This window comes from Leclercia sp. 119287, from assembly GCF_009734485.1.
Taxonomy (GTDB): domain Bacteria; phylum Pseudomonadota; class Gammaproteobacteria; order Enterobacterales; family Enterobacteriaceae; genus Enterobacter; species Enterobacter adecarboxylatus_C.
In genome coordinates this window covers 781,583-806,326 of record NZ_CP046445.1, presented here as the reverse complement: position 1 = coordinate 806,326, position 24,744 = coordinate 781,583, and the positions used below count along the sequence as shown (strand labels likewise).

Below are 24,744 nucleotides of genomic sequence, written 5' to 3'. Positions count from 1 at the left end.
CCCCATCATGGGCAGTTAAATTAAGGTATTGAAAAGCGTTAATTTAGCTGAGGCGTTGAGGTCCGGCGCGGATGCCTTGTACCTGGCTAATCCAGGCCGACACGGAGAAAACGGATTGAGGATAGAATGAGGTAAGAGCAACCTGGCGAACAATGACCGGCGGCTCGCTCTGCTGGGTAAGCAGTGTATTGAGCGTATCCAGCAGCGCCAGATGGTGCGCCTGAACCGGCAGGGATTCTTCAACGGCAGGCAACGCCTGCGGCGCCATGGCGAAAGAGAGATGGCGAATAACGGTGCGGATAGCGTGCTGATGCCAGTAATCCACCGTGAAATTGGGTCGGCGGTTCGCTTCCAGCAGGGCGAGATTAGTGAAATTAACCCGCGTGGTCAGATCTTGTCGGGTGGTGGTGGTCTTCGCAGGATTCGCAGCTTCGGCGTTATTACAGAGCGCGGGCAGGCCAAGACTCGCCGCGACCATCCCCAGAAGGAGATGCGGCCAGAAGTAACGTCTGCCAAATTGTCGCCAGCGCGTCAGAATTCCGCTCAATTGCCCCACCACAAGTATGCAAGCCTTCTGGCTTACCCTAAGATTTTTTATTTTTCGCGCCCAGATATTACCACTAAAGCTACTTCACAGCAGCAGTAATGAGCCTCGGAGAAGGTTAAAAATGGTGATGAAATCAGCAAACGCGCCATTGACCAGGGCAATTCGGGAAGGATAAAAACAAAAACGACTGGTCTTGCTGGCCGGAGAGAGTGCCAGGTCAACCAGTCGAATTTAGATAACGGGATCTACCGTTACGCCAGAACCGTGCTCGGTGCTTTGAACGCCAGTGGCAGTTCAGCTTCGTCTTCGAAGGTCACATATTCCCAGGCTTCCTGTTTTGCCAGAACAGCCTGCAACAGTTTGTTGTTCAGAGCGTGACCGGATTTATACGCGGTAAACGCACCAATAATATTGTGACCACACATGAACAGGTCCCCAATCGCATCCAGCATTTTGTGACGAACGAATTCATCTTCAAAACGCAGGCCGTCTTCGTTCAGTACGCGATAATCGTCAACAACGATGGCACAATCGAAGCTGCCGCCCAGGCACAGGCCGCGGGACTGCAGATATTCGATATCACGCATGAAACCAAAAGTACGTGCACGACTGATCTGACGCATAAACGCATCAGCAGAGAAGTTCATCGCATAGCGCTGGGTGCTGGAATCAATCGCCGGATGGTTGAAGTCGATGGTGAAATCCAACGAAAAACCATTAAACGGCTTGAATTCAGCCCATTTGTCGCCATCCTGGACACGAACGGTCTCTTTGATACGCACAAATTTCTTCGCACTGTTCAGTTCTTCAATGCCGGCATCCAGCAACAGATAAACGAACGGTGCAGCGCTGCCATCCATAATCGGGATTTCTGGCGCATCGACTTCAACAACGATGTTGTCGATACCCAGACCCGCCAGGGCGGCATTCAGGTGCTCTACGGTAGAGATCCGCACGTCATGCTCGTTCACCAGGCAAGTACAGAGCATAGTATCACGCACAGATTTGGCATCAGCCGGGAAATCTACCGGTGGATTCAAGTCGGTGCGACGATAGATGACCCCGGTATTGGCCGGCGCAGGGCGCAACGTCAGTGTGACTTTCTTGCCGGTATGCAAACCGACACCTGTCGCCTGAACGATACGTTTTAATGTCCTTTGTTTGATCATCGTATAATCTCGCCAAGTTACTTATCCAACCGAGAGTGTATATCACTATCGGGCGGCCAGTTTAGCACAAAGAGCGTAAATTCCCTAATTCCAGCTAATTCTTAATCAGCTTGCTTACGCAGGAACGCAGGGATATCCAGATAATCCGGCTCTTTCTGGGTCTGTGTTGTGTTGTCATTAACCACTTTCGCGGCCGGTTTCTGCTCTTGCGTCAACGGTGCCATACCGTGCGGCTGGTAGCGATCCATCACCGGCTGCTGAGCAGGTTTGTTGGTCACCAGGGTGATCTCAGGACGTTTGTCCATGCCGATACCTGTAGCAACAACGGTTACGCGCAGTTCATCGTTCATTTCCGGATCAAGGGACGTACCGATTACCACGGTGGCATTGTCGGATGCGAACGCACGGATAGTGTTACCCACGGTTTCGAACTCATCCAGACGCAGGTCGAAGCCGGCGGTAATGTTGACCAGCACGCCGCGCGCGCCAGACAGATCGATATCTTCCAGCAGCGGAGAAGAGATCGCCATTTCAGCGGCTTCTTCTGCACGATCTTCACCTTTCGCTACGCCGGAGCCCATCATCGCGTAGCCCATTTCGGACATCACGGTGCGCACGTCAGCAAAGTCGACGTTCATCAGACCCGGACGGGTAATCAGCTCTGCGATACCCTGCACTGCGCCTTTCAGCACATCGTTTGCGGCGCCAAAAGCGTCCAGCAGAGAGATGCCACGGCCCAGCACTTTCAGCAGCTTGTCGTTCGGGATAGTGATCAGCGAGTCCACGTGTTTAGAGAGCTCGGTGATACCCTGCTCGGCAAACGCCATACGCTTTTTGCCTTCAAAGTTGAAAGGCTTAGTCACGACGGCAACCGTCAGGATACCTAAATCTTTAGCGACTTCAGCAACCACTGGCGCAGCACCGGTTCCGGTACCACCGCCCATGCCTGCGGCGATAAACACCATGTCTGCACCATCAAGCGCAGCACGCAGTGCTTCACGATCTTCTTCTGCAGCATTACGGCCGACTTCCGGGTTTGCCCCAGCGCCCAGCCCTTTGGTGATGCCGCCACCGATTTGGATCGTCTGGCCAACCGCCGTCTTACGCAGTGCCTGCGCATCGGTGTTCACCGCGAAGAACTCTACACCTTCGATGCGCTCGCGCACCATGTGCTCTACAGCATTACCGCCGCCGCCACCGACGCCGATGACTTTAATCACCGCGTCGTTGGTCAGTTCCATAGGTTCAAACATAGTTTCTCTCCGTTTTGTGCCTGTCGCCCGAAACCGTTAATTCTCGCCGGTCTCTTACTAAAATTAAAATTCTTTTCGCAGCCAGGTATTGATTCGCTTGAACCACGAACCTACCGACGCGCGTTTTTCTACTTCTGCTTCGCCACTGAGATGCGTTTCTTTCCCGTAATGAAGCAAGCCCACTGCCGTTGAGTAATACGGCTCCTGAGCATAATCCGTCAGACCGGTGATGTTCAGCGGTGCACCGATGCGCACCTGCGTATGGAACACGCGCTGAGCACAGGCCGCAAGACCTTCAATTTGCGCCGCGCCGCCGGTTAATACAATCCCCGCCGCAAGATGGTGTTTGACACCCTGCTGGCGAAGCTGTTCCTGTAACTGCAAAATCTCTTCGTTGACCAGGTTGAGCAGCTCGGTATAACGCGGCTCAATAACCTCAGCTAACGTCTGGCGCTGCAGGCTGCGCGGTGGACGTCCACCGACGCTTGGCACTTCAACGCTCTCATCTTTGCCCACAATGGAGCCCAGTGCACAACCGTGGCGCACTTTAATTGCCTCTGCATCGCTGGGAGGCGTGCCGAAGGCGTAGGCGATATCGCTGGTCACCACGTTCCCCGCATAAGGGATAACTTTGGTGTGGCGCAGCGCACCGCCGGTATAGACGGCCATGTCCATGGTACCACCACCGATATCCACCACACAGACGCCCAGTTCACGTTCGTCTTCGGTCAGCACAGAATAACTTGCCGCCAGACCGGCGAAAATCAGTTGGTCAACTTTAAGACCACAACGTTCCACAGCTTTGACAATGTTCTTCGCCATATCGTTGTGACATGTGATCAAGTGCACTTTTGCCTGCATACGTACGCCGGAAAGTCCTACCGGGTTTTTGATCCCTTCCTGGTAGTCGATCGCATACTCCTGCGGAATCACATGCAGTACACGATGCTCATCGCGAACGCGTACAGACTTCGCAGTATGCACGACGTTTTCGACGTCTTCCTGCGAGACTTCTTCTTCTGAGATCGGCACCATGCCAATCTCGTTCTGGCAGCTGATATGCTTGCCAGAGAGCGCCAGATACACGGAGGAAATCTGGCAATCTGCCATCAATTCGGCCTGATCGATGGCGCGCTGAACGCATTTCACCACCGATTCGAGGTCATTTACCCCACCTTTATCCATACCACGAGACGGGCAGCTGCCCACACCAATGATATTGACCATACCGTCGGGCAGAACTTCCCCTACTAAAGCGGCAACCTTCGCAGTGCCAATCTCCAGTCCTACAACCAGTTTTCTGTCCGTCGCCTTGATCATTGTTATTCTGCCTGTACCTGAGCCTGATTCTGTTGCTGATTAGGTTCCTCAACCGGCGCCGGGCTCCACCCGACCGATGCGCCTGAGTCATAGCGCAAATCAACGTAGCTAATCCTTTTGCCTTCAGCCTGCGCCTGTTGCTGCAGAACGGGATAAAGTTCTACAAAACGGGCCAGACGCTTCATCGTGTCACCCCGGCCAAGATTCAGCTTAATGTCGTTCGTCAGCGTCAACTGCCAGGAACGACGCGCCGTCATCGCGGCTTGTTTCAGGGTAAAACGATCTTTAGCCAGCACCTGCCCCATGTTACGGAAGCCTTCCAGCACTTCGTTTTCGCTGCCTTCCGGACCATACAACATGGGTAAATTTTGCTTGCTGACACGATCGGCCGGGACGCTGAAAGAAATACCATCTACGTCAACCATATGCTGATCATTCCAACGCGCAATGGGTACATATTCAACCAGATGAATCTTCAATTCATCCGGCCACTGCTTTCTGACGCTCGCCTGTTTAATCCATGGCAAACGCTCAATCTGGCTCTGGATAATATTCACATCCTGCGTCATGAAGGTGCCGGGCGAGCCTAATGCCAGAATCGACTGCCGGATATCATCATTACGCGTGTAGTGACGGTCACCCGTTACCACCAGTTTCGACAGAGGCAGACGTTGTGCATCTTCCATCCAGCCGAGCACCATCCAGCCGCTGACAAACACCGTACACAGCACGGCAAGCAGGAAGGTAATCCCTGCAAGACGCGTTCCATTACTCCGCCGTGAAGAGGAATACTCTTCTTCTTCGTCACGGTTTCGCGTGTTCAGCGCAGCCTGAGACATATCAGCCCGCCTGGTCCAGAATGCGAACCACTAACTGCGAGAAGCTCATCCCTGCCTGGCGCGCTGCCATCGGCACCAGGCTATGACTGGTCATACCCGGTGATGTATTGGCTTCCAGCAGATAAAACTGTCCATCGCTATCCTGCATCACGTCGATTCTTCCCCAGCCACGGCAGCCAAGTACTTGCCAGGCTTTAAGCACCAGAGCGTTTAAAATGGCCTCACGCTCCGCTTCCAGACCACTTGGGCAGAAATATTGCGTCTCATCAGAGAGATACTTCGCCTCATAATCATAGAAGGTTCCGGCTGGTTGGATACGAATTGACGGTAAAATTTCTTCACCAAGCATCGCAACGGTAAATTCCGGTCCGCTTAGCCATTTTTCAATCAGAACTTCTTCATCATGTTGAAATGCCAGCGCTAATGCAGATGATATATCGCCTGCTTCGTCAACTTTAGACATTCCTACGCTTGAGCCTTCGCGGCTCGGCTTAACGATTACCGGTAATCCCAGCGCAGCGATACGATCCGCGACGCTGGCGTCGAGACCCTGCTCAAATTCACAACGGGTCAGTGCCACCCACGGCGCAACCGGTAAACCAGCCCCTTGCCACAGCAGTTTGCTGCGCAGCTTATCCATGGAGATGGCCGAAGCCATTACGCCACTGCCGGTATAAGGCAGGCCGATGATGTCCAGCAAGCCCTGCAGCGTACCGTCTTCACCACCGCGACCGTGCAGCGCGATAAAGACTTTAGCAAAACCCATCTCTTTCAGGCGCGTCACGTCAGTCTCTTTCGGATCGACCTGGTGCGCATTAACGCCGCCTTCGCGAAGCCCTGCCAGTACCGCAGCACCGGAATTCAGAGAAACTTCGCGCTCAGCAGAGGTACCGCCAGACAGGACCGCAATCTTATCAGCCATGACGCTCTTCCTCCGAAATTTGCGGCGTAAGTTTGATTTCAGCCAGCGTACGGGCGATCTTGCCGATATTTCCGGCACCCTGCACCAGAATCAAATCATTGCCGGTCAACATCGGAGCAAGCATCGCTGCCGCCTGGGCATGATCGGAGACCAGAATCGGGTCGATCTTGCCGCGACCACGAATGGTGCGACACAAAGAACGACTGTCTGCCCCCGGAATCGCCGCTTCACCCGCCGAGTAAACATCCAACATCAGCAGGGCATCAACCTGTGACAGCACGTTAGCGAAATCGTCGTACAGGTCACGCGTACGGGTATAACGGTGTGGCTGGAACAGCATAACCAGATTTTTATCCGGCCAGCCCGCGCGCGCCGCTTTGATCGTTGCATCCACTTCGGTCGGGTGATGACCGTAGTCATCAACCAGCATCGCGGTCCCGCTTTTCCCGTTAACGTTTTCCAGCGGGAACTCGCCAAGAAAATCGAAACGACGACCGGTTCCCTGGAAGCTTTCCAGCGCCCGCAGAATGGCCTCGTCTTCAATACCCTCTTCTGTTGCTACCGCAACGGCGGCCGCGGCGTTCAGGGCGTTGTGACGGCCTGGCGCATTAAGCGTCACCTGCAGCAGCTCTTTGTCCTGACGCGCCAGGGTGAAATGCCCCTGCGCACCGATCTGTTTGTAATTTTCCACACGGACGTCGGCATCTTCGCTGAAACCGTAGGTGGTGATCTGACGACCGACACGCGGCAGCAGCTCGCGGATCACCGCATCGTCAACACACATCACCGCCCGTCCATAAAACGGCAGATTGTGGAGAAAGTTTATAAATGTTTGCTTTAAATTTTCGAAGTCGCCCTGGTAGGTATCCATATGGTCGGCTTCGATGTTGGTAACAATCGCCACCATCGGTTGCAGATGCAGGAAGGACGCGTCACTTTCATCTGCTTCGGCAATCAGATAACGGCTGTTGCCGAGGCGCGCGTGCACCCCTGCGGCTTTCACCAGGCCGCCGTTAACGAAGGTCGGATCGAGGCCCGCTTCGGCATAAATGCTGGAGACCATCGCCGTGGTGGTGGTTTTACCGTGAGTCCCGGCAATGGCGATGCCGTGACGAAAACGCATCAGCTCGGCCAGCATCTCCGCGCGGCGGATCACCGGGATACGCGCTTCGTGTGCGGCAACGATTTCCGGGTTGTCGGCAGAGATGGCGCTGGAGACCACGACCACGCTGGCATCAAGGACGTTTTCCGGGCGATGGTTAAAATAGATGGTCGCGCCAAGCGACGCCAACTGTTGCGTAACAGGGTTCGGCGCCAGATCGGAACCGCTGATCTGGTAGCCTTCATTCGCCAGCACTTCGGCAATACCGCCCATACCGGCGCCGCCGATGCCAACAAAGTGAATGTGCCGGACGCGACGCATCTCGGGCACGATTGAACGCAGTTTCGCCAGTTGTTGTGTATTCATTCTCTAAACGCCATCGACTACTTCAAAAAATTCGTGCAGCGCAACACGCGCTGCGAGGGTTAAACCTGGGCTGCCAGGCTCACTTCTTTCGCCACCCGTTCCGTTGCATCCGGGATCGCTGCGGCACGTGCGTGCTGCGCCATCTCCAGTAATGTCTCCCGGTTCCAGCCCGCCAGGGTGGTGGCGACCGCGTCTGCGGTAAACTGCGGCTGTTCAAAAATTTTCGCGGCGCCGGCTTTCTCAAGCGGTAACGCATTCCAGTACTGCTGACGATCTTTGTGCTGGAACGGCACAAACAGCGCCGGTAAGCCTGCGGCGGCAATTTCGCTCACCGTCAGCGCGCCGGAGCGGCAGACCACGACATCGGCCCAGGCATACGCCGCCGCCATGTCGTCGATAAATTCAGTGACTTTATGCTGCGGCTGGCCCGCGTCGGCATACGCCTGCTCCACCGTCTGCTGACCGCCCTTCCCGCTTTGATGCCAGATGGTCACCGCGTCGCCGAGCTTCGCCGCCACCTGCGGCAGCGTCTGGTTCAGAATGCGTGCCCCCTGAGAGCCACCCACTACCAGCACGCGCACCGGGCCTTCGCGCCCGATAAGGCGCTCCTGCGGCAACGGCAGCGCCAGCACATCTACACGCACCGGGTTACCCACCACATCTGCCTTCGGAAACGCGCCAGGGAAGGCCTGCATCACTTTACTGGCGATGCGGGAGAGCCACTTGTTGGTCAGACCCGCAATGCCGTTCTGCTCGTGCAGCACAACCGGGATACCCAGCGACCACGCCGCCAGCCCGCCAGGACCAGAGACATACCCCCCCATCCCCAGCACCACGTCCGGCTTAAAGCGCTTCATGATCGCCCGCGCCTGACGCCAAGCGTTAAAAATACGCACCGGCGCCAGCAGCAGGGCTTTAACACCCTTGCCGCGCAGGCCGGAGATATGGATAAAGTCGATCTCAATCCCGTGCTTCGGCACCAGATCGGCCTCCATGCGGTCTGCGGTTCCCAGCCAGCGTACCTGCCAGCCCTGATCCATTAAATGGTGCGCAACCGCCAGTCCCGGGAACACATGTCCACCGGTACCGCCCGCCATCACCATTAACCGCTTCGGTTGATTCATCGTGAACCTCGTGTAAACGCCTGGGCATTTTCCAGACGCGTTTCATAATCTATGCGCAGCAAGAACATAATGGCGGTCGACATGATCAGCAGACTCGAACCACCGTAACTGATTAACGGCAACGTCAGACCTTTGGTTGGCAGCATACCAGCTGCGGCACCGACGTTGACTAAAGCCTGAAAACTGAACCAGATACCGATTGAACAGGCTAAAAAACCCGAGAACCGGTGGTCGATAACCAGTGCTTTCCGGCCGATCGACATCGCACGGAAAGCGACGAAGAATACCATTAAAAGTGCCAATACCACACCGATATAACCCAGTTCTTCCCCGATGATGGAGAAGATGAAGTCGGTGTGCGCCTCGGGTAAATACTCCAGTTTTTGCACTGAGTTTCCCAGGCCCTGACCCCACACTTCACCGCGGCCAAATGCCATCAGTGACTGGGTCAGCTGATAGCCGCTGCCGAAGGGATCTTCCCAAGGGTTCCAGAAAGAGGTTACACGGCGGATACGGTACGGCTCGGCAAGGATCAGCAGCACCACTGCTGAAATCCCCATCCCGATGATGGCGATGAACTGCCAGAGTTTCGCCCCCGCCAGGAACAGCATCGCAAGGGTGGTGACGAACAGCACCACCACGGTACCGAGGTCAGGCTGGGCCAGCAGCAGAACCGCCAGCACCAGGATTACGCCCATCGGTTTTAAGAAGCCGCGCAGGTTGTTACGGACTTCATCCACCTTACGCACCAGATAGTTGGCGAGATAGCAGAACAGCGACAGCTTGGTGAATTCTGCAGGCTGAATACGCAGCGGACCAAAGGCAATCCAGCGCGATGCCCCGTTCACCGAGCTCCCGACCACCAGTACAATCAGCAGCATAGCGATCGAGGCGATCAGCATGGCGGTACTGTGCCGCTGCCAAAAGGCCATCGGCAGACGTAGCGTTACCATCGCCAGACAGAACGCCAGAATGATGTACAGCCCGTCACGCTTGGCAAACAGGAAGGGATCGTTAGCCAGACGCTGTCCGACAGGCATCGAGGCCGAGGTGACCATAATAAAGCCAATCGCCGCCAGCCCCAGCGTGAGCCAGAGCAGCATGCGGTCGTACATCACCAGGCTATCGGAATCTTTGTCCCGGGAGCCCATGACCCAGCCTTTTAACGCCGACGAGATCCACACCAGGATGCCAAATCCTGGCAGGCGCGGCATTCTCAGGCGAGGGAGAGAGAAGCGCATCAGCCTAACTCCTTCGCCAGGCGGGTGAAGAGATCGCCACGCTGCTCGAAATTCTTGAACTGATCGAGGCTGGCACAGGCCGGAGAAAGCAGCACCATGTCACCGGGCTTCACGCGCGGAGCAATCAGCCGCATCGCCTGCTCCATGGTGTCGGTTTGCTCAGCGATCTCCGGACGCAGCGCCGCCAGTTCGGCACCATCTCTGCCAAAGCAGTAAAGATGCACGTTATCACCGCTGAGATACTGTTTCAGCGAAGAGAAATCGGCAGATTTGCCGTCGCCGCCCAGCAGCAGATGCAGGGTACCGTCAACGTGCAGGCCATTCAGCGCCGCTTCGGTACTGCCGACGTTGGTGGCTTTTGAATCATTGATCCACCGTACGCCGTTATGCTCCAGCGCCAGCTGGAAACGATGCGCCAGGCCGCTGAAGGTGGTCAGGGCTTTCAGGCTGGTGGCTCGCGGCAGACCGGCGGCATCCGCCAGCGCCAGTGCGGCAAGCGCATTGGTGTAGTTATGCTGACCCGTCAGATGCATCTCTTTTACGTTCAGCACCTTCTCACCCTTCGCCCGCAGCCAGGTTTCGCCCTGCTGACGGTTCAGGTGATAGTCGCCCATGTTGATGCCAAAGCTCACGCAGCGCTCGTCCGCCCCGCGTACCGGCATGGTCAGCGCATCATCGGCATTCACCACGCAGACGCGGGCATTTTCATAGATACGCAGCTTGGCGGCACGGTACTGCTGCAGACCAAACGGATAGCGATCCATATGATCTTCGGTGACGTTGAGGATGGTTGCCGCCACCGCCTGCAGGCTTGAGGTGGTTTCCAGCTGAAAGCTGGAGAGCTCAAGGATATACAGCTCGCGGGCCGCATCGAGCAGCATCAATGCCGGCAGACCGATATTACCGCCTACGCCTGCATTAACCCCTGCCGCTTTCGCCATTTCACCGACCAGGCTGGTGACGGTACTTTTCCCGTTGGAACCAGTAATAGCAACGATCGGCGCCTGAGCCTCACGGCAGAACAGTTCGATATCGCCGACAATCTCGACGCCCGCGTCCGCCGCGGCGCTCAATGCCGGGTGGGCCAGGGCGATGCCAGGGCTGGCGACAATCAGATCGGCGGTATTGAGCCACTCTTCATTCAGACCACCAAGGTGGCGTTCGACCTGCTCCGGCAGTTTATCCAGACCAGGCGGAGAGACACGCGTATCCATCACCCGAGGCGTAACGCCCCGCGCGAGGAAAAAGTCCACGCAGGAGAGGCCGGTTAAGCCTAACCCGATGATAACGACTTTTTTACCCTGGTAATCTGCCATGATTAACGTACCTTCAGCGTTGCCAGGCCAATCAGCACCAGCATCAGCGAAATAATCCAGAAGCGCACGATAACGCGCGGTTCCGGCCAGCCTTTCAGTTCATAGTGGTGATGGATTGGCGCCATCCGGAAGATGCGCTGTCCGCGCAGCTTGAAGGAGCCTACCTGCAGGATCACCGACAGGGTTTCAACCACAAATACACCGCCCATGATCACCAGCAGGAACTCCTGACGCAGCAATACGGCAATAATGCCCAGCGCGCCGCCCAGTGCCAGTGAACCGACGTCGCCCATAAAGACCTGCGCCGGGTAAGTGTTAAACCACAGGAAGCCTAAGCCCGCGCCGACAATCGCCGTACAGACGATCACCAGCTCACCGGCGTGACGCAGGTACGGGATGTGCAGGTAGCTGGCGAAGTTCATGTTACCGGTCGCCCATGCCACCAGCGCAAAGCCGCCGGCAACAAAGACGGTTGGCATAATGGCCAGGCCGTCCAGGCCGTCGGTCAGATTCACCGCATTGCCGGTCCCGACAATCACGAAATAGGCCAGCAGGATGTAGAAGATGCCCAGTTGCGGCATCACATCTTTAAAGAACGGCACTACCAGCTCGGTCGCCGGGGTGTCTTTACCCACCAGATAGAGCGCAAACGCGACGCCCAGCGCAATCACCGACATCCAGAAATACTTCCAGCGGGCGATGAGCCCTTTAGTGTCTTTACGCACCACTTTGCGGTAGTCATCGACAAAACCGATGATGCCATAGCCCACCAGCACAACCAGTACGCACCAGACATACGGGTTTGACGGGTAAGCCCACAGCAGCACCGACACCACAATCGCGGTGAGGATCATAATGCCGCCCATGGTTGGCGTGCCGCGCTTACTGAAGTGTGATTCCGGACCGTCGTTACGCACAACCTGGCCGAAAGAGAGTTTTTGCAGACGGGCAATCATGCGCGGGCCCATCCACAAGGAGATGAACAACGCAGTCAGCAGGCTGACGATGGCGCGAAACGTCAAATAGGAAAAGACGTTAAAGCCGGAATAATATTTGACCAAATGCTCGGCCAGCCAAACTAACATGTCCCATTCTCCTGTAAAGCGTGCACAACCTCTTCCATGGCGGCACTGCGTGAACCTTTCACTAAAACTGTCACAATTTGTTGTTCTTCAACCAGGGCCTTAAGGCGGGCGATCAACGCCGCTTTATCGGCAAAATGCTCACCGACGCCGCTGGCCTGGCTGATATTTTTACTGAGATGACCGACGCTTAACACGCGATCGATACCGGAGGCTTTCGCCGCTTCACCCACCTGGAGATGACAGGCTTCGCTCTCATCGCCCAGTTCGGCCATATCGCCCACCACCATCACGCGATAACCCGGCATCTCTGACAGCACCTGTACCGCAGCGGTCATGGAGCCGACGTTAGCGTTATAGGAGTCATCCAACAGCAGTTTGTTTTCCGCCAGCGGGATCGGGAACAGGCGTCCGGGAACAGCCTTCAGGTTTGCCAGCCCGGTTTTGATCGCCGACAGTGGTGCGCCAACGGCCATCGCCAGCGCGGTGGCGGCCAGGGCATTGGCAATATTGTGACGACCCGGCAGCGGCAGCAGTACATCCACATCACCCGTTGGGGTCTGCAGCGTAAATTCGGTGCCGTGGGAGGTCACATGAACGTTGGTGGCGGTAAAGTCGCTATTGGCAGCATTTGGTGAGAAGCGCCAGGTTTTGCGATCCCCGATGACGCTTTTCCAGTTCAGCCAGTCGTTGTTGTCGGCATTCATGATAGCGATGCCGTTGACCGGCAGGCCGGTGTAGATCTCGCCCTTCGCTTTCGCCACACCTTCCAGCGAGCCAAAACCTTCGAGATGCGCCGCGGCAAGGTTATTCACCAGCGCCGCTTCCGGCTGCGTCAGGCTCACGGTCCAGGCGATTTCGCCCTGGTGATTAGCACCCAGTTCGATCACCGCATATTCATGCTCGCGATTCAGACGCAGGAGCGTCATCGGCACGCCGATATCGTTATTCAGATTGCCTGCGGTATAAAGCGTGTTGCCACATTGGCTGAGGATCGCAGCGGTCATCTCCTTAACGGAGGTTTTACCGGACGAGCCGGTCAGCGCCACAATGCGCGCCGGAACCTGCTGGCGAACCCATGCTGCCAGCTCACCAAAGGCCAGGCGGGTATCTTTTACCACCGCCTGCGGCAGGTCGATATCCAGTTTACGGCTCACCAGCAGCGCACCCGCGCCTGCTGCTTTCGCCTGCCCGGCAAAGTCGTGCGCATCGAAACGCTCACCCTTCAGCGCCACAAACAGGCAGCCGGGGGTGATTTTACGCGTGTCGGTGGTGACCGCATCGAAGGTCAGCTCGCCGCTGACGTCAGCGCCCAGGATAGTGGCCAGCTGGCTTAGCGTTACGCTAATCATGCCACCACTCCCAGCAGACGCGCCGCGGTCACACGGTCGGAGTAGTCCAGACGGTTGGTGCCGACGATCTGATAATCTTCATGGCCTTTACCGGCCAGCAGCACCACGTCGTTCTCACCGGCCTGCATAATGGCGTTGGTCACCGCTTCGGCGCGCCCCTCCACAACGCGGGCACGCCCGGCATCGAGCATCCCGGCCAGAATGTCGTTGATAATGGCGCGCGGCTCTTCGGTACGCGGGTTGTCATCTGTTACCACGGCGATATCGGCGAACTGCTCGGCAATGGCACCCATCAGCGGGCGTTTGCCTTTGTCGCGATCGCCGCCACAGCCAAAGACACACCACAGCTTACCGGCGCAGTGCAGGCGAGCCGCTTCCAGCGCTTTCTCCAGCGCATCCGGCGTGTGGGCGTAATCCACCACCACGGTAGGTTTGCCTGGGGCGGTGAACACTTCCATCCGTCCGCAAACCGGTTGCAGACGCGCGGAGGTGCTGAGCAGATCCGCCAGTGGATAACCCAGCGCCAGCAAGGTGGCGAGAGCCAGCAGCAGGTTGCTGACGTTGAACGCCCCCATCAGACGGCTTTCGATTTCGCCCTCACCCCAGCTCGATGCAAAACGGATAGTCGCACCGCTGTCGTGATAGATAACCTCGGTGGCTTTCAACCAGCGGCCGTGGCAGTTCGGATTGATATGGTCGGCCATGGAGACCGCTACGGCATCCGGCAGCTTAGCCAGCCAACGGCGGCCTACTTCGTCATCGGCATTAATGATCGCCTGACCGAAGTGGTGCGTGGCATACAGCTGCCATTTCGCCGCTTCGTAGTTGTCCATGTCGCCATGGTAGTCGAGATGGTCCCGGCTCAGGTTAGTGAACACGGAGGCGGCAAATTTCAGCGCCGCGACACGGTGCTGGACCAGCCCGTGAGAAGAGACTTCCATTGCCGCGAAGGTTGCGCCCTGCCCGGCCAGACCGGCCAGTACATGCTGCACGTCGACGGCGGAGCCGGTAGTGTTTTCCGTTGGGTTCACTTTGCCCAGCAGGCCGTTACCCACGGTGCCCATTACCGCGCTGGTTTCACCCAGCAGCTGCGCCCACTGCGCCATCAGCTGCGTGGTGGTGGTTTTACCGTTGGTGCCGGTTACGCCAACCAGGCGCAACTGGTCTGAAGGTTCGTTATAAAAACGCCCCGCCAGCGCGGAGAGACGTTCGGTTAACTGGCTGAGATAGATGACCGGCACGCCGTGCATTTCACGGATTTCACCATCCGCGGCTTCATCTTTTGCCTCAGCAATAATGGCAGCTACACCTTGCGCTATCGCCTGCGGGATATACCGACGCCCGTCCGCCTGATGACCTACTACTGCCACAAAAAGATCGCCCGAGGCAGCCACACGGCTGTCGAGTACCATCTCTCGCAGTACTCGCGCAGGTAAACCCGATACCCACGGAGCAAGAAGGTCGCGCAAATTACGATCTGCCACCTGTTCCCTCGCCTTGATTAATTACAAATTCACTTTTCTCGCCCGTTGTCAGCGCATCCGGCTCGATGTTCATGGTGCGCAATACGCCGCCCATGATGGCACCGAAGACCGGCGCGGAAACGGCGCCACCGTAGTATTTACCCGCCTGTGGATCGTTGATAACTACCACCAGCGCAAAACGCGGATTGCTCGCAGGCGCCACGCCTGCGGTGTAAGCAATGTATTTATTGATGTAGCGGCCATCTGGCCCGACTTTTTTCGCGGTACCGGTTTTAATCGCGATGCGATAGCCTTTGATCGCCGCCTTCACGCCGCCGCCGCCGGGCAGGGCCACGCTTTCCATCATGTGCACGACGGTGCGGACGATCGATTCCGGGAAGATACGCTCACCGGGCACCGGCGGATCGACTTTGGTGATCGACAGCGGGCGATAGACGCCATAGCTGCCAATCGTTGCATAGACACGCGCTAACTGTAACGGCGTTACCATTAGCCCGTAGCCGAAAGAGAAGGTGGCCCTCTCTATGTCAGACCACCGTTGTTTTTGAGGATATAAGCCACTGCGTTCTCCGACCAACCCCAAATTGGTCGCCTTTCCGAGTCCAAAACGTGAGTAAGTTTCTACCAACGCTGAGGACGGCATCGCTAACGCCAGCTTAGAAACGCCGACGTTACTCGACTTCTGTAGAACCCCGGTGAGGGTCAATTCGCTGTAACGCGCCACGTCTTTGATTTCGTGACCGTTGATTCGGTAAGGCACCGTGTTGAGCACGGTATTTTCATTGACGATGCCGCGCTGCAGGGCTGTCATCACCACCATCGGTTTAACCGTTGATCCCGGCTCGAAGACGTCGGTGATCGACCGGTTACGCATAGCGTCTTTGGCCGTTCCGGCAAAGTTATTCGGGTTATACGAAGGACTGCTGGCCATCGCCAGCACTTCACCGGTGCTGACGTCCACCAGTACCGCGCTGCCCGATTCCGCCTTGTTAAAGGCCACGGCGTTGTTCAGCTCACGATAGACCAGCGCCTGTAGACGCTCGTCAATGCTCAGCGCCAGGTTATGCGCCGCCTGGCTGTCGGTTGAAGAGATATCTTCAATGACGCGGCCATAACGGTCTTTACGCACCACACGCTCGCCCGGCTGGCCGGTCAGCCATTTATCGAAGCTCTTCTCAACGCCTTCAATGCCCTGGCTATCGACGTTGGTAAAGCCGATAAGGTGCGCGGTCACTTCCCCGGACGGGTAGTAGCGACGCGACTCTTCGCGCAGATGAATGCCGGGCAGCTTCAGCTTTTTGATGTAGTCGGCCATGTCAGGGTTAACCTGACGCGCCAGATAGATAAAGCGCCCTTTCGGGTTGGCATTGACGCGGGCTGCAAGCTGATCGAGAGGCATTTTCAGCGCGTCAGAGAGGGCTTTCCAGCGGTTGTCGAGGGAGATCCCGCCAGCGTCATGCAGCTCTTTAGGATCCGCCCAGATCGCTTTCACCGGCACGCTGACCGCCAGTGGGCGACCGGAACGGTCGGTGATCAGCCCACGCGAGGTCGAGACCTCCTGCACGCGCAGGGAACGCATGTCGCCCTGACGCACCAGCATATCGGGGGCAATGATTTGCAGCCACGCCACACGTCCCAGCAGGAAACCCAGCGCCAGTAAAATACAGCCGCAAAGCAACGCAAAACGCCAGCTGATAAAGCTGGCCTGTTCTTCCTGACGTTTTGGTTTTAGCGCCTTCGCCGCCGATTTCATGCGTCGCGTTTTCCCTTATTTTTGTACTACGATATTTTCCTGAGAAGGATCAACATGCTGCATCTGCAGCTTTTCCGTTGCGATCCGTTCAACCCGGCTATGATCGCCGAGCGCATTTTCTTCGAGGATCAAATTTCGCCACTCGATATCCAGCGCATCACGCTCCAGCACCAGCTGTTCGCGCTGCGCCGTTAACAAACGGGTATGGTGCGCGGTGGTCACAACGGTGACCGCCGACACGATAATGCAAATGAAGAGGCACAGTGGCAGCTTGCCGAAACGCAGCAGGTCGTCCCAGATGACGCCCGGCAAAGCATGACGCTCGGTGCTGCCTAACGTCTCTTTCACCTTGCTGAGGGTGTCTGCCACTCTGCCGATCATGCACTGGTCCTTTCTGCGATGCGCAGCACTGAACTACGGGCGCGCGGGTTCTCTTCCACTTCCGCTTCGCCCGGCATTAACTTACCTAAGGCGCGCAGCTGACGGCCGCCCAGTTTTTTGAGCTGTTCTTCCGTCATCGGTAGCCCCGCTGGCACCTGCGGACCGCGGCTTTGCTCGCGCATAAAGCGCTTCACAATGCGGTCTTCCAGCGAGTGGAAGCTGATCACCGACAAACGGCCACCCGGGGCCAACACGCCAAGCGAGCTTTTCAGCGCCTGCTCGATCTCGTCGAGCTCGCTGTTCACCCAGATACGAATTGCCTGGAAGGTGCGGGTCGCCGGGTGTTTGTACTTGTCCTTCACCGGCGTTGCCGCGGCGATCACTTCCGCCAGCTCTTTGGTGCGGGTCATGGGTTCGATGCGGTTACGCTCAACGATGGCGCGGGCAATACGTTTGCCAAAGCGCTCTTCTCCGAAGGTTTTGATTACCCAAGCGATATCCGCTTCTTCTGCCGTTTGCAGCCACTCGGCGGCGGACTGGCCGCGCGTCGGATCCATACGCATATCCAGCGGGCCATCGCGCATAAAGGAGAAGCCGCGTTCAGCATCGTCAAGCTGCGGTGAGGAGACGCCAAGATCGAGGAGGATCCCGTCAATCTTACCGGTTAAATCGCGCTCGCTGACGTATTCAGCCAGCGCGGAGAAAGGTCCATGTACGATGGAAAAGCGTGAGTCATCGATGGTTTTCGCCACGGCGATAGCCTGCGGATCGCGATCGATTGCCAGCAAACGGCCGTCCGCGCCCAGTTGGGAGAGGATCAAACGTGAGTGGCCACCCCGGCCAAAAGTGCCATCAATATAGATGCCATCAGGACGAATATTCAGGCCGTTGACGGCCTCATCCAGTAGCACCGTCGTATGTTTATAATTTTCCATCATATTTATAGAGACAAATCCTGCAATCGTTCCGACAATGTTGCGGAATCGGACTGCTCAGCGTCGATATCTTCCTTGACCCGTTGATACCAGGCCGTTTCATCCCACAGTTCAAACTTATTGAACTGTCCGACCAGCATCACTTCTTTTGTCAGACCGGCATGCTGCCGCAGCACGGGCGCAATCAATAAACGCCCCGCGCTGTCCATCTGACATTCACTGGCATGTCCCAATAACAGCCGCTGCACGCGGCGTTCCTGCGGGTTCATGCTCGACAGTCGAGACAGCTTTTGCTCAATGATTTCCCATTCAGGCAAGGGGTAAAGCAACAGGCAGGCGTGGTTGATGTCAATGGTGCAGACCATTTGACCAGAAGCGCTCTCGTTCAGCTGGTCGCGATATCGGGTTGGTACCGACAAACGCCCTTTGCTGTCGAGATTGACTAACGTCGCTCCACGGAACATGCCAGTCTCACCCCTCCTCACCACTTTAACCCACAAATTCCCACTTAAGGGAGTTTACGGAGCGATGGAAAAGCTTGTCAAGCCAGGACTTCCGCGACATCTGTCTAAATGTCACTGATTTACGAATGGAAGTTAACCCGACTATTAACTGCACAACTGGCGCGGCAAAATTAACGTGATGAATATTTGTGAGAAAAAACGCGAATATGCATACCCGTCTTAAAAACCACTCATATCATCGCAGGGAAATATAAAGTGTCAGTTTGCGACGCGGGCGGCATTTTAAGCCATATTGCGGGGGGATAACAGCGCCAGATTCACTGCGGGCGCGAACCCGCTGGCGGGCAGGGGTATGCTGACAAATCCTGAAGGAAAAATGGCTGATAATTCAGCACTGGCGATCGGTTATGTAACAAAATAATACAATTCCCTGCACTTATGATAATAAAATAAACATGAAACGAAGTTTTAAACAGTAAAGGGAATTAAAAAGCGTAGCAGGCAAAGATTTTAAAGGAATTATCTTAAAAAGACTGTGGGAATTAATACGTTGATTGCGGATAAAAAATTCAGGGCAGCTTCCGCTGCCCTGATGTCATTACGCGCGGCTTAAGATTCCGCGACGATAAAGATTACGACGGATGCGCGTGAGCCCCGGTTTCGGCTTACGCGGCTCATCGAGGCTCGCCAGCACAATTTCCAGCACCCGCTCGGCCACGTCGCGATGACGCTGCGCAACGGCCAGCACCGGGCACTGCAGGAAATCGAGCAGCTCATGATCGCCAAAAGTGGCAATCGCCAGATCGGACGGCAGCTTGCCTTCACGACGCAGCGTCACGTCCATGACCCCCTGCAACAGCGCAAACGAGGTGGTGAACAGGGCCTGCGGCATCGGATGCGTCTCCAGCCACTTTTCGAACAGTTGGGCCGAGGCTTCACGCTCATAGCTGTTGGCATAGAGGTAGTCGACTTCACGAGGATCGTCTTTCCAGGCAGTGCGGAACCCCTGCTCGCGCAGGAAACTCACGGAGAGTTCAGGCAGTGCCCCCAGGTAAAGGACGTTTTCTGCCGGGAATGTGCGCAGCTCTGCCGCCAGCATTTCAGCATCGTCCTGATCCGCACCCACCACGCTGGTGAAATGCTCTCGGTCTAACGCACGGTCGAGGGCGACAATCGGAAACGCATCATTGGCCCAACGCTGATAGAAAGGATGCTCAGGGGGTAACGAGGTAGAAACGATAATGGCATCAACCTGGCGTTGCAGCAGATGCTCAATGCAGCGCATCTCATTATCGGGCTGGTCTTCCGAACAGGCGATCAGCAGTTGATAGCCGCGCTGACGAGCCTGGCGCTCCAGGTAGTTTGCGATCCGGGTGTAGCTGGTGTTTTCCAGATCCGGGATCACCAGACCGATCGAACGGGTGCGCCCGGCACGTAAACCGGCCGCGACGGCGTTCGGATGGTAGTTATGTTCTCGAACCACTGCCATGACTTTCTCAACGGTTTTATCGCTGACACGATACTGCTTCGCTTTACCGTTAATCACATAGCTTGCCGTCGTTCGCGACACACCGGCTAGCCTGGCGATTTCATCCAGTTTCACAATTGCCCCTTAAAAAAAGAAAAGAGTCCATGACCTCGTCAGGGTTATGGCTAAATCTTGTAACATCTAAGCGCAGAATAGCCTGTCCGGCAACCGCTTTTGTCGGTACAGCGACATCGGCGCACAAAAAAAAGCCCGGTCATTCATACCGGGCAAGCTAGAGGCGAACCTTTTATGCTTAACGCATCACTTTGTCACCGCGGGAAAGTCCCACGACGCCTGAACGCGCCACTTCAACAATTTTGGCGACATCCCGCACCGAGGCGAGGAAGGCGTCCAGTTTATCACTGGTGCCGGCCAGCTGAACGGTATAGATAGAGGGAGTGACGTCAATGATCTGCCCGCGGAAAATGTCCGCATTGCGTTTCACCTCTTCCCGCCCGTAACCGGTGGCCTGAATTTTTACCAGCATGATCTCACGTTCAACGTAAGCCCCCTGCCCCAGCTCGCTGACGCGTAACACATCAACCAGTTTGTGCAGTTGCTTTTCGATCTGCTCCAGCACCTTTGCATCCCCAACCGTCTGGATGGTCATGCGGGAGAGTGTGGGATCGTCCGTCGGGGCGACCGTCAGGCTTTCGATGTTATAGCCACGCTGTGCGAAGAGCCCAATTACGCGCGACAGCGCGCCGGACTCGTTTTCCAGTAATACAGATAATATCCGGCGCATATCAGGTTCTCTCCGTTTTGCTTAACCACATTTCATCCATACCGCCGCCGCGAATATGCATCGGATAGACATGCTCGGTGCCATCAACCACGACATCGACAAACACCAGGCGGTTATTGTTGACGTGCTCAAGGGCTTCGCTGAGCTTCGCTTCCAGCTGTGCCGGATCGCTGATGCGCATGCCAATATGTCCGTAGGCTTCGGCCAGACGGACAAAATCAGGCAGTGACTTCATATACGATTGTGAATGGCGGCCGGAATAGATCATGTCCTGCCACTGCTTCACCATGCCCAGATAACCGTTATTCAGGTTGAGCACCAGCACCGGCAGGTCGTACTGCAGTGCGGTGGAGAGTTCCTGAATGTTCATCTGAATACTGCCATCGCCGGTCACGCAGACCACCGTTTCATTCGGTAACGCCAGCTTCACGCCAAGCGCGGCTGGCAGGCCAAAGCCCATGGTGCCGAGACCGCCGGAGTTGATCCAACGGCGTGGCTTATCAAACGGGTAGTAAAGGGCAGCAAACATCTGGTGCTGACCCACATCCGAGGTCACGTACGCCTCGCCTTTTGTCAGTCGCCAGATGGTTTCAATTACCGCCTGTGGCTTGATGCTCTCGCTTTGGGTGTCATATTTCAGACACTGACGCGCGCGCCACTGCTCAATCTGCAGCCACCAGTCGCGGATCTCATCGAGCGGCTGAACATTGCTCTCCAGCGCCAGTAGCTCCAGCATCTGTTCCAGGACCTGACGCGCGTCGCCAACAATAGGCACATCTGCCGGGACGGTTTTGGAAATCGAGGTCGGATCGATGTCAATGTGCAGCACCGTGGCATCAGGACAATACTTCGCCAGGTTGTTGGTTGTGCGATCGTCAAAGCGCACCCCTACGGCAAAAATGACGTCGGAATTGTGCATCGTCATATTGGCTTCGTAGGTGCCGTGCATGCCGAGCATGCCGAGCGCCTGACGGTGGGTGGCCGGAAAAGCCCCTAAGCCCATTAATGAAGAGGCCACCGGCAGATTCAGTTTTTCGATAAGCGCGCGCAGCTGCGTTTCACACTTCGCGTTCACCGCTCCGCCGCCGACATACACCACCGGTTTTTTAGCGGCGATCAGGGTTTGCAACGCGCGTTTGATCTGGCCCTTATGCCCCTGAGTGGTGGGGTTGTAAGAGCGCATGCTGACCGACTCCGGCCAGACGTAAGGCAGTTTGTTCGCCGGATTGAGAATATCTTTAGGCAGGTCAACCACCACCGGACCCGGACGCCCGCTCGCGGCCAGCCAGAAGGCTTTCTTCAATACGCCGGGGATATCCTCTGTCTGTTTGACCAGAAAACTGTGTTTCACCACCGGACGGGAGATGCCGACCATATCGCACTCCTGAAAGGCATCGTAGCCAATCAGCGACGTCGCCACCTGACCGGAAAGCACCACCATCGGAATGGAGTCCATGTACGCAGTGGCGATACCCGTAATGGCGTTGGTCGCGCCTGGGCCGGATGTCACCAGCACCACGCCCACCTCCCCTGTCGCGCGCGCCAGTCCGTCGGCCATATGTACGGCAGCTTGCTCATGACGCACCAGAACGTGATCGATACCGCCAACGGTATGTAGCGCATCGTAAATATCGAGGACCGCGCCCCCGGGGTAACCGAACACTTGCTTCACGCCCTGATCGATTAACGATCGGACGACCATTTCGGCGCCAGATAACATCTCCATGATTAGCCTCCAGGCTTATCGTTTCAGACGGACAGGAGAAATATGCACTGAGCCGTCTTTTTTGTCAGGGTCACCCCTGGCGTTTTTTTATTGTGCAGAGTGACAGTTACCATAACCGCTCGCCGGAAGGCAGGCAATTAGCAAACCTGCGCGGGCACATAAACGCGAAAGAAGAATTATGAGGTATTAATATTTGTTATGGATAAATCAACTACGATAACGAAGAGCCGTGAGCATTCATCATTTAAAAAGGGAAAGGTGCAGTAATTCATGCAATTTTACGGCCCGGAAGCGGCAGTGAAAAAAAACATCAACAGAATAAAATTTCAGTAATAAAAAGAAAGTCAGGATAAATAACAACAACCGTGCGATTTATCCTGAGGTTGATTAGCGGCGGCAGACACTCACCAGCAGCTCTTCCATCCACTGATGGCCTTTATCGCGCCCGGCAGCTTCGTGCCAGGAGAGATAGCACGTACGCGAGTTAAGATTCAAAGGTAACGGTAATATCCGTAGATTCAGCGGCTCGGAAAATTCTTCCACCAGCCAGCGCGGCGCGATAGCAACCAGCTGCGTTTGCGAAACGATATTTAATACGCTGACCATTGCCATCCCCTGATACGCTACGCAGGCCTGTTTATCCGGAGTGTCGTACCACGGTTGGCTAAAGGAAGCGTAGCGATCGAGGGCGACAACGGCATGCTGTTCGCGATAAATATCGCTCTCCAGCAGTGTGCCATGCAGGCGTGGGTGTGTTTTGCTGGTTACCAGCACCATTTCATCTTTGAATAACGGCACGCAGGAAAATTCCGGCCGGCGGAACTCTTCATAGCCAATGACAAACTCGGTTTCCTGATAACGCAGCTGATGTTCCGTATTCTGGTTAAGTGAAGACTTAAACACCAGGTGTATATTAGGTGCGACCTGTTCAACCTTATTATAAATAAGCGAGGTCAGGTAATTATCGAGAGGGCTGCAAACGCACAAATGGAAAATACGCTCGCTGCTGGAGGAATCAAACCCTGACCCCGGCAGTTCATTCTGCACGAGCTGCAAGGCCTGACGCACCGATGCAAACAGCTGAAATGCACGCGCCGTAGGCTGGATCCCGCGGCCATAGCGCACAAACAATTCATCGTTAAACATTACCTTGAGCCTGGCAACGGCATTACTGACGGCGGGCTGTGACATCCCCAGCGACTGGGCGGCGCGCGTGATATTTTGCTCCTGCATCACCGCATCAAATACCGTTAACAGATTCAGATCCACCGTACGGAGCTGTGGTTTTGCCCCATCGAATGCTGCCGGTTTTTCAATTTTTTCTTCAGACATATCCTGCTCCACTGTCACGCTAAACTCCCTTTACTCGTCAGCAACAATCATTTTTAAAAATATGATTTATCACGCATATAAAACAAGAAAAAGAGAAATGTTACAAATTAGGAATATATAAATACCCGTCAGCCGTGACAGGGGTACGGAATAAAATATAAAAACATGTTCAGATAAGGAAAAAGCATATCCACAAGCTAATAATTCGAATGAAACCATAAATCACACAAATAAACAACATGGTGTTTAGTTAAGGCTTATTTAAGTTTTAATGAAATATTAATAGCAACTTAATTTAAAACTTTAACACTTTATTATCACTAACATTACCTTCGCATACTTTATGCGCTTAGCATCAGGCTAAGATAATGAAAGTTAACGCATTCAAAAGGCCGCTCTATTGTTTCTAAAGTTTGAACAATTGCAATCAAGTATATTCAAATAATTCTGTCGATGTATTCAGCATCATCCTACAGACGAACAAAATTGTCAGAAAGGGAAAAACCAGCACAATAAGCTAATTTCGTGAATGGCGGTCGGAAGGGCAAATGACGGTTTTCACCTCACAGGGGTTGACATCAAACCCTGTATCCAGTACCACTAAAAGCATATCTTATTTATCTGGGGCATGATTCATGATTCGCAGCATTCGTTTCACCGGTCTACTACTACTAAACGCATCCACTGTGCGCGGTAGACTGGCGGGCGAAATTCAGCATTGAATCGTTCTCTGGTTAAGACAAAAAACCCGCGCCACTGCGCG

Annotated in this window: 22 protein-coding genes; 1 reads left to right on the top strand and 21 read right to left on the bottom strand. The window is 55.4% G+C overall.

The window, feature by feature from the left end:
* Positions 1–43 precede the first annotated feature (43 nt).
* The 21 genes from secM to leuO all read right to left on the bottom strand — a co-directional run bounded on the left by secM (position 44) and on the right by leuO (position 23,981).
* Positions 44–547 (bottom strand): secA translation cis-regulator SecM, encoded by a 504-nt coding sequence (gene secM / locus GNG27_RS03855; protein WP_156262914.1) that lies wholly within the window; start codon positions 545–547, stop codon positions 44–46.
* A 251-nt stretch (positions 548–798) separates the two neighbouring features.
* Positions 799–1,716 (bottom strand): UDP-3-O-acyl-N-acetylglucosamine deacetylase, encoded by a 918-nt coding sequence (gene lpxC / locus GNG27_RS03850; protein ID WP_142488238.1) that lies wholly within the window; start codon positions 1,714–1,716, stop codon positions 799–801.
* A 101-nt stretch (positions 1,717–1,817) separates the two neighbouring features.
* Positions 1,818–2,969 (bottom strand): cell division protein FtsZ, encoded by a 1,152-nt coding sequence (gene ftsZ / locus GNG27_RS03845; RefSeq protein WP_142488237.1) that lies wholly within the window; start codon positions 2,967–2,969, stop codon positions 1,818–1,820.
* 63 nt (positions 2,970–3,032) lie between these two features.
* Complete coding sequence (ftsA, locus tag GNG27_RS03840) at positions 3,033–4,289, bottom strand: cell division protein FtsA (RefSeq protein WP_032616543.1); 1,257 nt, start codon at positions 4,287–4,289, stop codon at positions 3,033–3,035.
* A 2-nt stretch (positions 4,290–4,291) separates the two neighbouring features.
* Positions 4,292–5,128, bottom strand: coding sequence for a cell division protein FtsQ (gene ftsQ / locus GNG27_RS03835; RefSeq protein WP_142488236.1), 837 nt, complete (start codon positions 5,126–5,128; stop codon positions 4,292–4,294).
* Position 5,129: 1 nt separating this feature from the next.
* The gene (locus tag GNG27_RS03830) at positions 5,130–6,050 is read right to left on the bottom strand and encodes a D-alanine--D-alanine ligase (RefSeq protein ID WP_156262913.1); all 921 of its coding nucleotides are present in this window, start codon (positions 6,048–6,050) and stop codon (positions 5,130–5,132) included.
* A complete protein-coding gene (gene murC, locus GNG27_RS03825; protein WP_156262912.1) occupies positions 6,043–7,518 on the bottom strand; it encodes a UDP-N-acetylmuramate--L-alanine ligase in 1,476 nt (491 codons plus the stop codon). The genes GNG27_RS03830 and murC overlap by 8 nt, the downstream gene beginning before the upstream one ends.
* Before the next feature lie 59 nt (positions 7,519–7,577).
* Positions 7,578–8,642, bottom strand: a complete 1,065-nt coding sequence (gene murG / locus GNG27_RS03820; protein WP_156262911.1) for an undecaprenyldiphospho-muramoylpentapeptide beta-N-acetylglucosaminyltransferase — start codon at positions 8,640–8,642, stop codon at positions 7,578–7,580.
* On the bottom strand, positions 8,639–9,883 hold the full coding sequence (gene ftsW, locus GNG27_RS03815) for a cell division protein FtsW (RefSeq protein WP_142488232.1): 1,245 nt from the start codon (positions 9,881–9,883) through the stop codon (positions 8,639–8,641). The genes murG and ftsW overlap by 4 nt, the downstream gene beginning before the upstream one ends.
* Entirely contained in the window at positions 9,883–11,199 is a 1,317-nt protein-coding gene (gene murD / locus GNG27_RS03810; protein WP_142488231.1) for a UDP-N-acetylmuramoyl-L-alanine--D-glutamate ligase, read from the bottom strand. The genes ftsW and murD overlap by 1 nt, the downstream gene beginning before the upstream one ends.
* 2 nt (positions 11,200–11,201) lie before the next feature.
* The gene (gene mraY, locus GNG27_RS03805; RefSeq protein ID WP_142488230.1) at positions 11,202–12,284 is read right to left on the bottom strand and encodes a phospho-N-acetylmuramoyl-pentapeptide-transferase; all 1,083 of its coding nucleotides are present in this window, start codon (positions 12,282–12,284) and stop codon (positions 11,202–11,204) included.
* On the bottom strand, positions 12,278–13,633 hold the full coding sequence (gene murF, locus GNG27_RS03800; protein WP_156262910.1) for a UDP-N-acetylmuramoyl-tripeptide--D-alanyl-D-alanine ligase: 1,356 nt from the start codon (positions 13,631–13,633) through the stop codon (positions 12,278–12,280). The genes mraY and murF overlap by 7 nt, the downstream gene beginning before the upstream one ends.
* Positions 13,630–15,117 (bottom strand): UDP-N-acetylmuramoyl-L-alanyl-D-glutamate--2,6-diaminopimelate ligase, encoded by a 1,488-nt coding sequence (gene murE / locus GNG27_RS03795; protein WP_156262909.1) that lies wholly within the window; start codon positions 15,115–15,117, stop codon positions 13,630–13,632. The genes murF and murE overlap by 4 nt, the downstream gene beginning before the upstream one ends.
* On the bottom strand, positions 15,104–16,870 hold the full coding sequence (locus GNG27_RS03790) for a peptidoglycan glycosyltransferase FtsI (protein WP_032616530.1): 1,767 nt from the start codon (positions 16,868–16,870) through the stop codon (positions 15,104–15,106). The genes murE and GNG27_RS03790 overlap by 14 nt, the downstream gene beginning before the upstream one ends.
* A gap of 15 nt (positions 16,871–16,885) precedes the next feature.
* Positions 16,886–17,251, bottom strand: a complete 366-nt coding sequence (gene ftsL / locus GNG27_RS03785; RefSeq protein WP_142488227.1) for a cell division protein FtsL — start codon at positions 17,249–17,251, stop codon at positions 16,886–16,888.
* Positions 17,248–18,189: a 16S rRNA (cytosine(1402)-N(4))-methyltransferase RsmH gene (gene rsmH / locus GNG27_RS03780; RefSeq protein WP_142488226.1), complete on the bottom strand. Its 942-nt coding sequence runs from the start codon at positions 18,187–18,189 to the stop codon at positions 17,248–17,250. Before rsmH ends, ftsL begins: the two co-directional genes overlap by 4 nt.
* A gap of 2 nt (positions 18,190–18,191) precedes the next feature.
* Positions 18,192–18,650 (bottom strand): division/cell wall cluster transcriptional repressor MraZ, encoded by a 459-nt coding sequence (gene mraZ / locus GNG27_RS03775; RefSeq protein ID WP_103178262.1) that lies wholly within the window; start codon positions 18,648–18,650, stop codon positions 18,192–18,194.
* Between the two features lie 598 nt (positions 18,651–19,248).
* On the bottom strand, positions 19,249–20,253 hold the full coding sequence (gene cra / locus GNG27_RS03770) for a catabolite repressor/activator (RefSeq protein WP_142488225.1): 1,005 nt from the start codon (positions 20,251–20,253) through the stop codon (positions 19,249–19,251).
* 178 nt (positions 20,254–20,431) lie between these two features.
* Complete coding sequence (gene ilvN, locus GNG27_RS03765) at positions 20,432–20,923, bottom strand: acetolactate synthase small subunit (protein ID WP_032616525.1); 492 nt, start codon at positions 20,921–20,923, stop codon at positions 20,432–20,434.
* Position 20,924: 1 nt separating this feature from the next.
* Positions 20,925–22,649, bottom strand: a complete 1,725-nt coding sequence (gene ilvI / locus GNG27_RS03760) for an acetolactate synthase 3 large subunit (RefSeq protein WP_142488224.1) — start codon at positions 22,647–22,649, stop codon at positions 20,925–20,927.
* A gap of 387 nt (positions 22,650–23,036) precedes the next feature.
* Positions 23,037–23,981, bottom strand: a complete 945-nt coding sequence (gene leuO / locus GNG27_RS03755; protein ID WP_156262908.1) for a transcriptional regulator LeuO — start codon at positions 23,979–23,981, stop codon at positions 23,037–23,039.
* Between the two features lie 635 nt (positions 23,982–24,616).
* Between leuO and leuL the strand changes: the two genes are divergently transcribed.
* On the top strand, positions 24,617–24,703 hold the full coding sequence (gene leuL / locus GNG27_RS23850) for a leu operon leader peptide (protein ID WP_142490058.1): 87 nt from the start codon (positions 24,617–24,619) through the stop codon (positions 24,701–24,703).
* Positions 24,704–24,744: the final 41 nt, after the last annotated feature.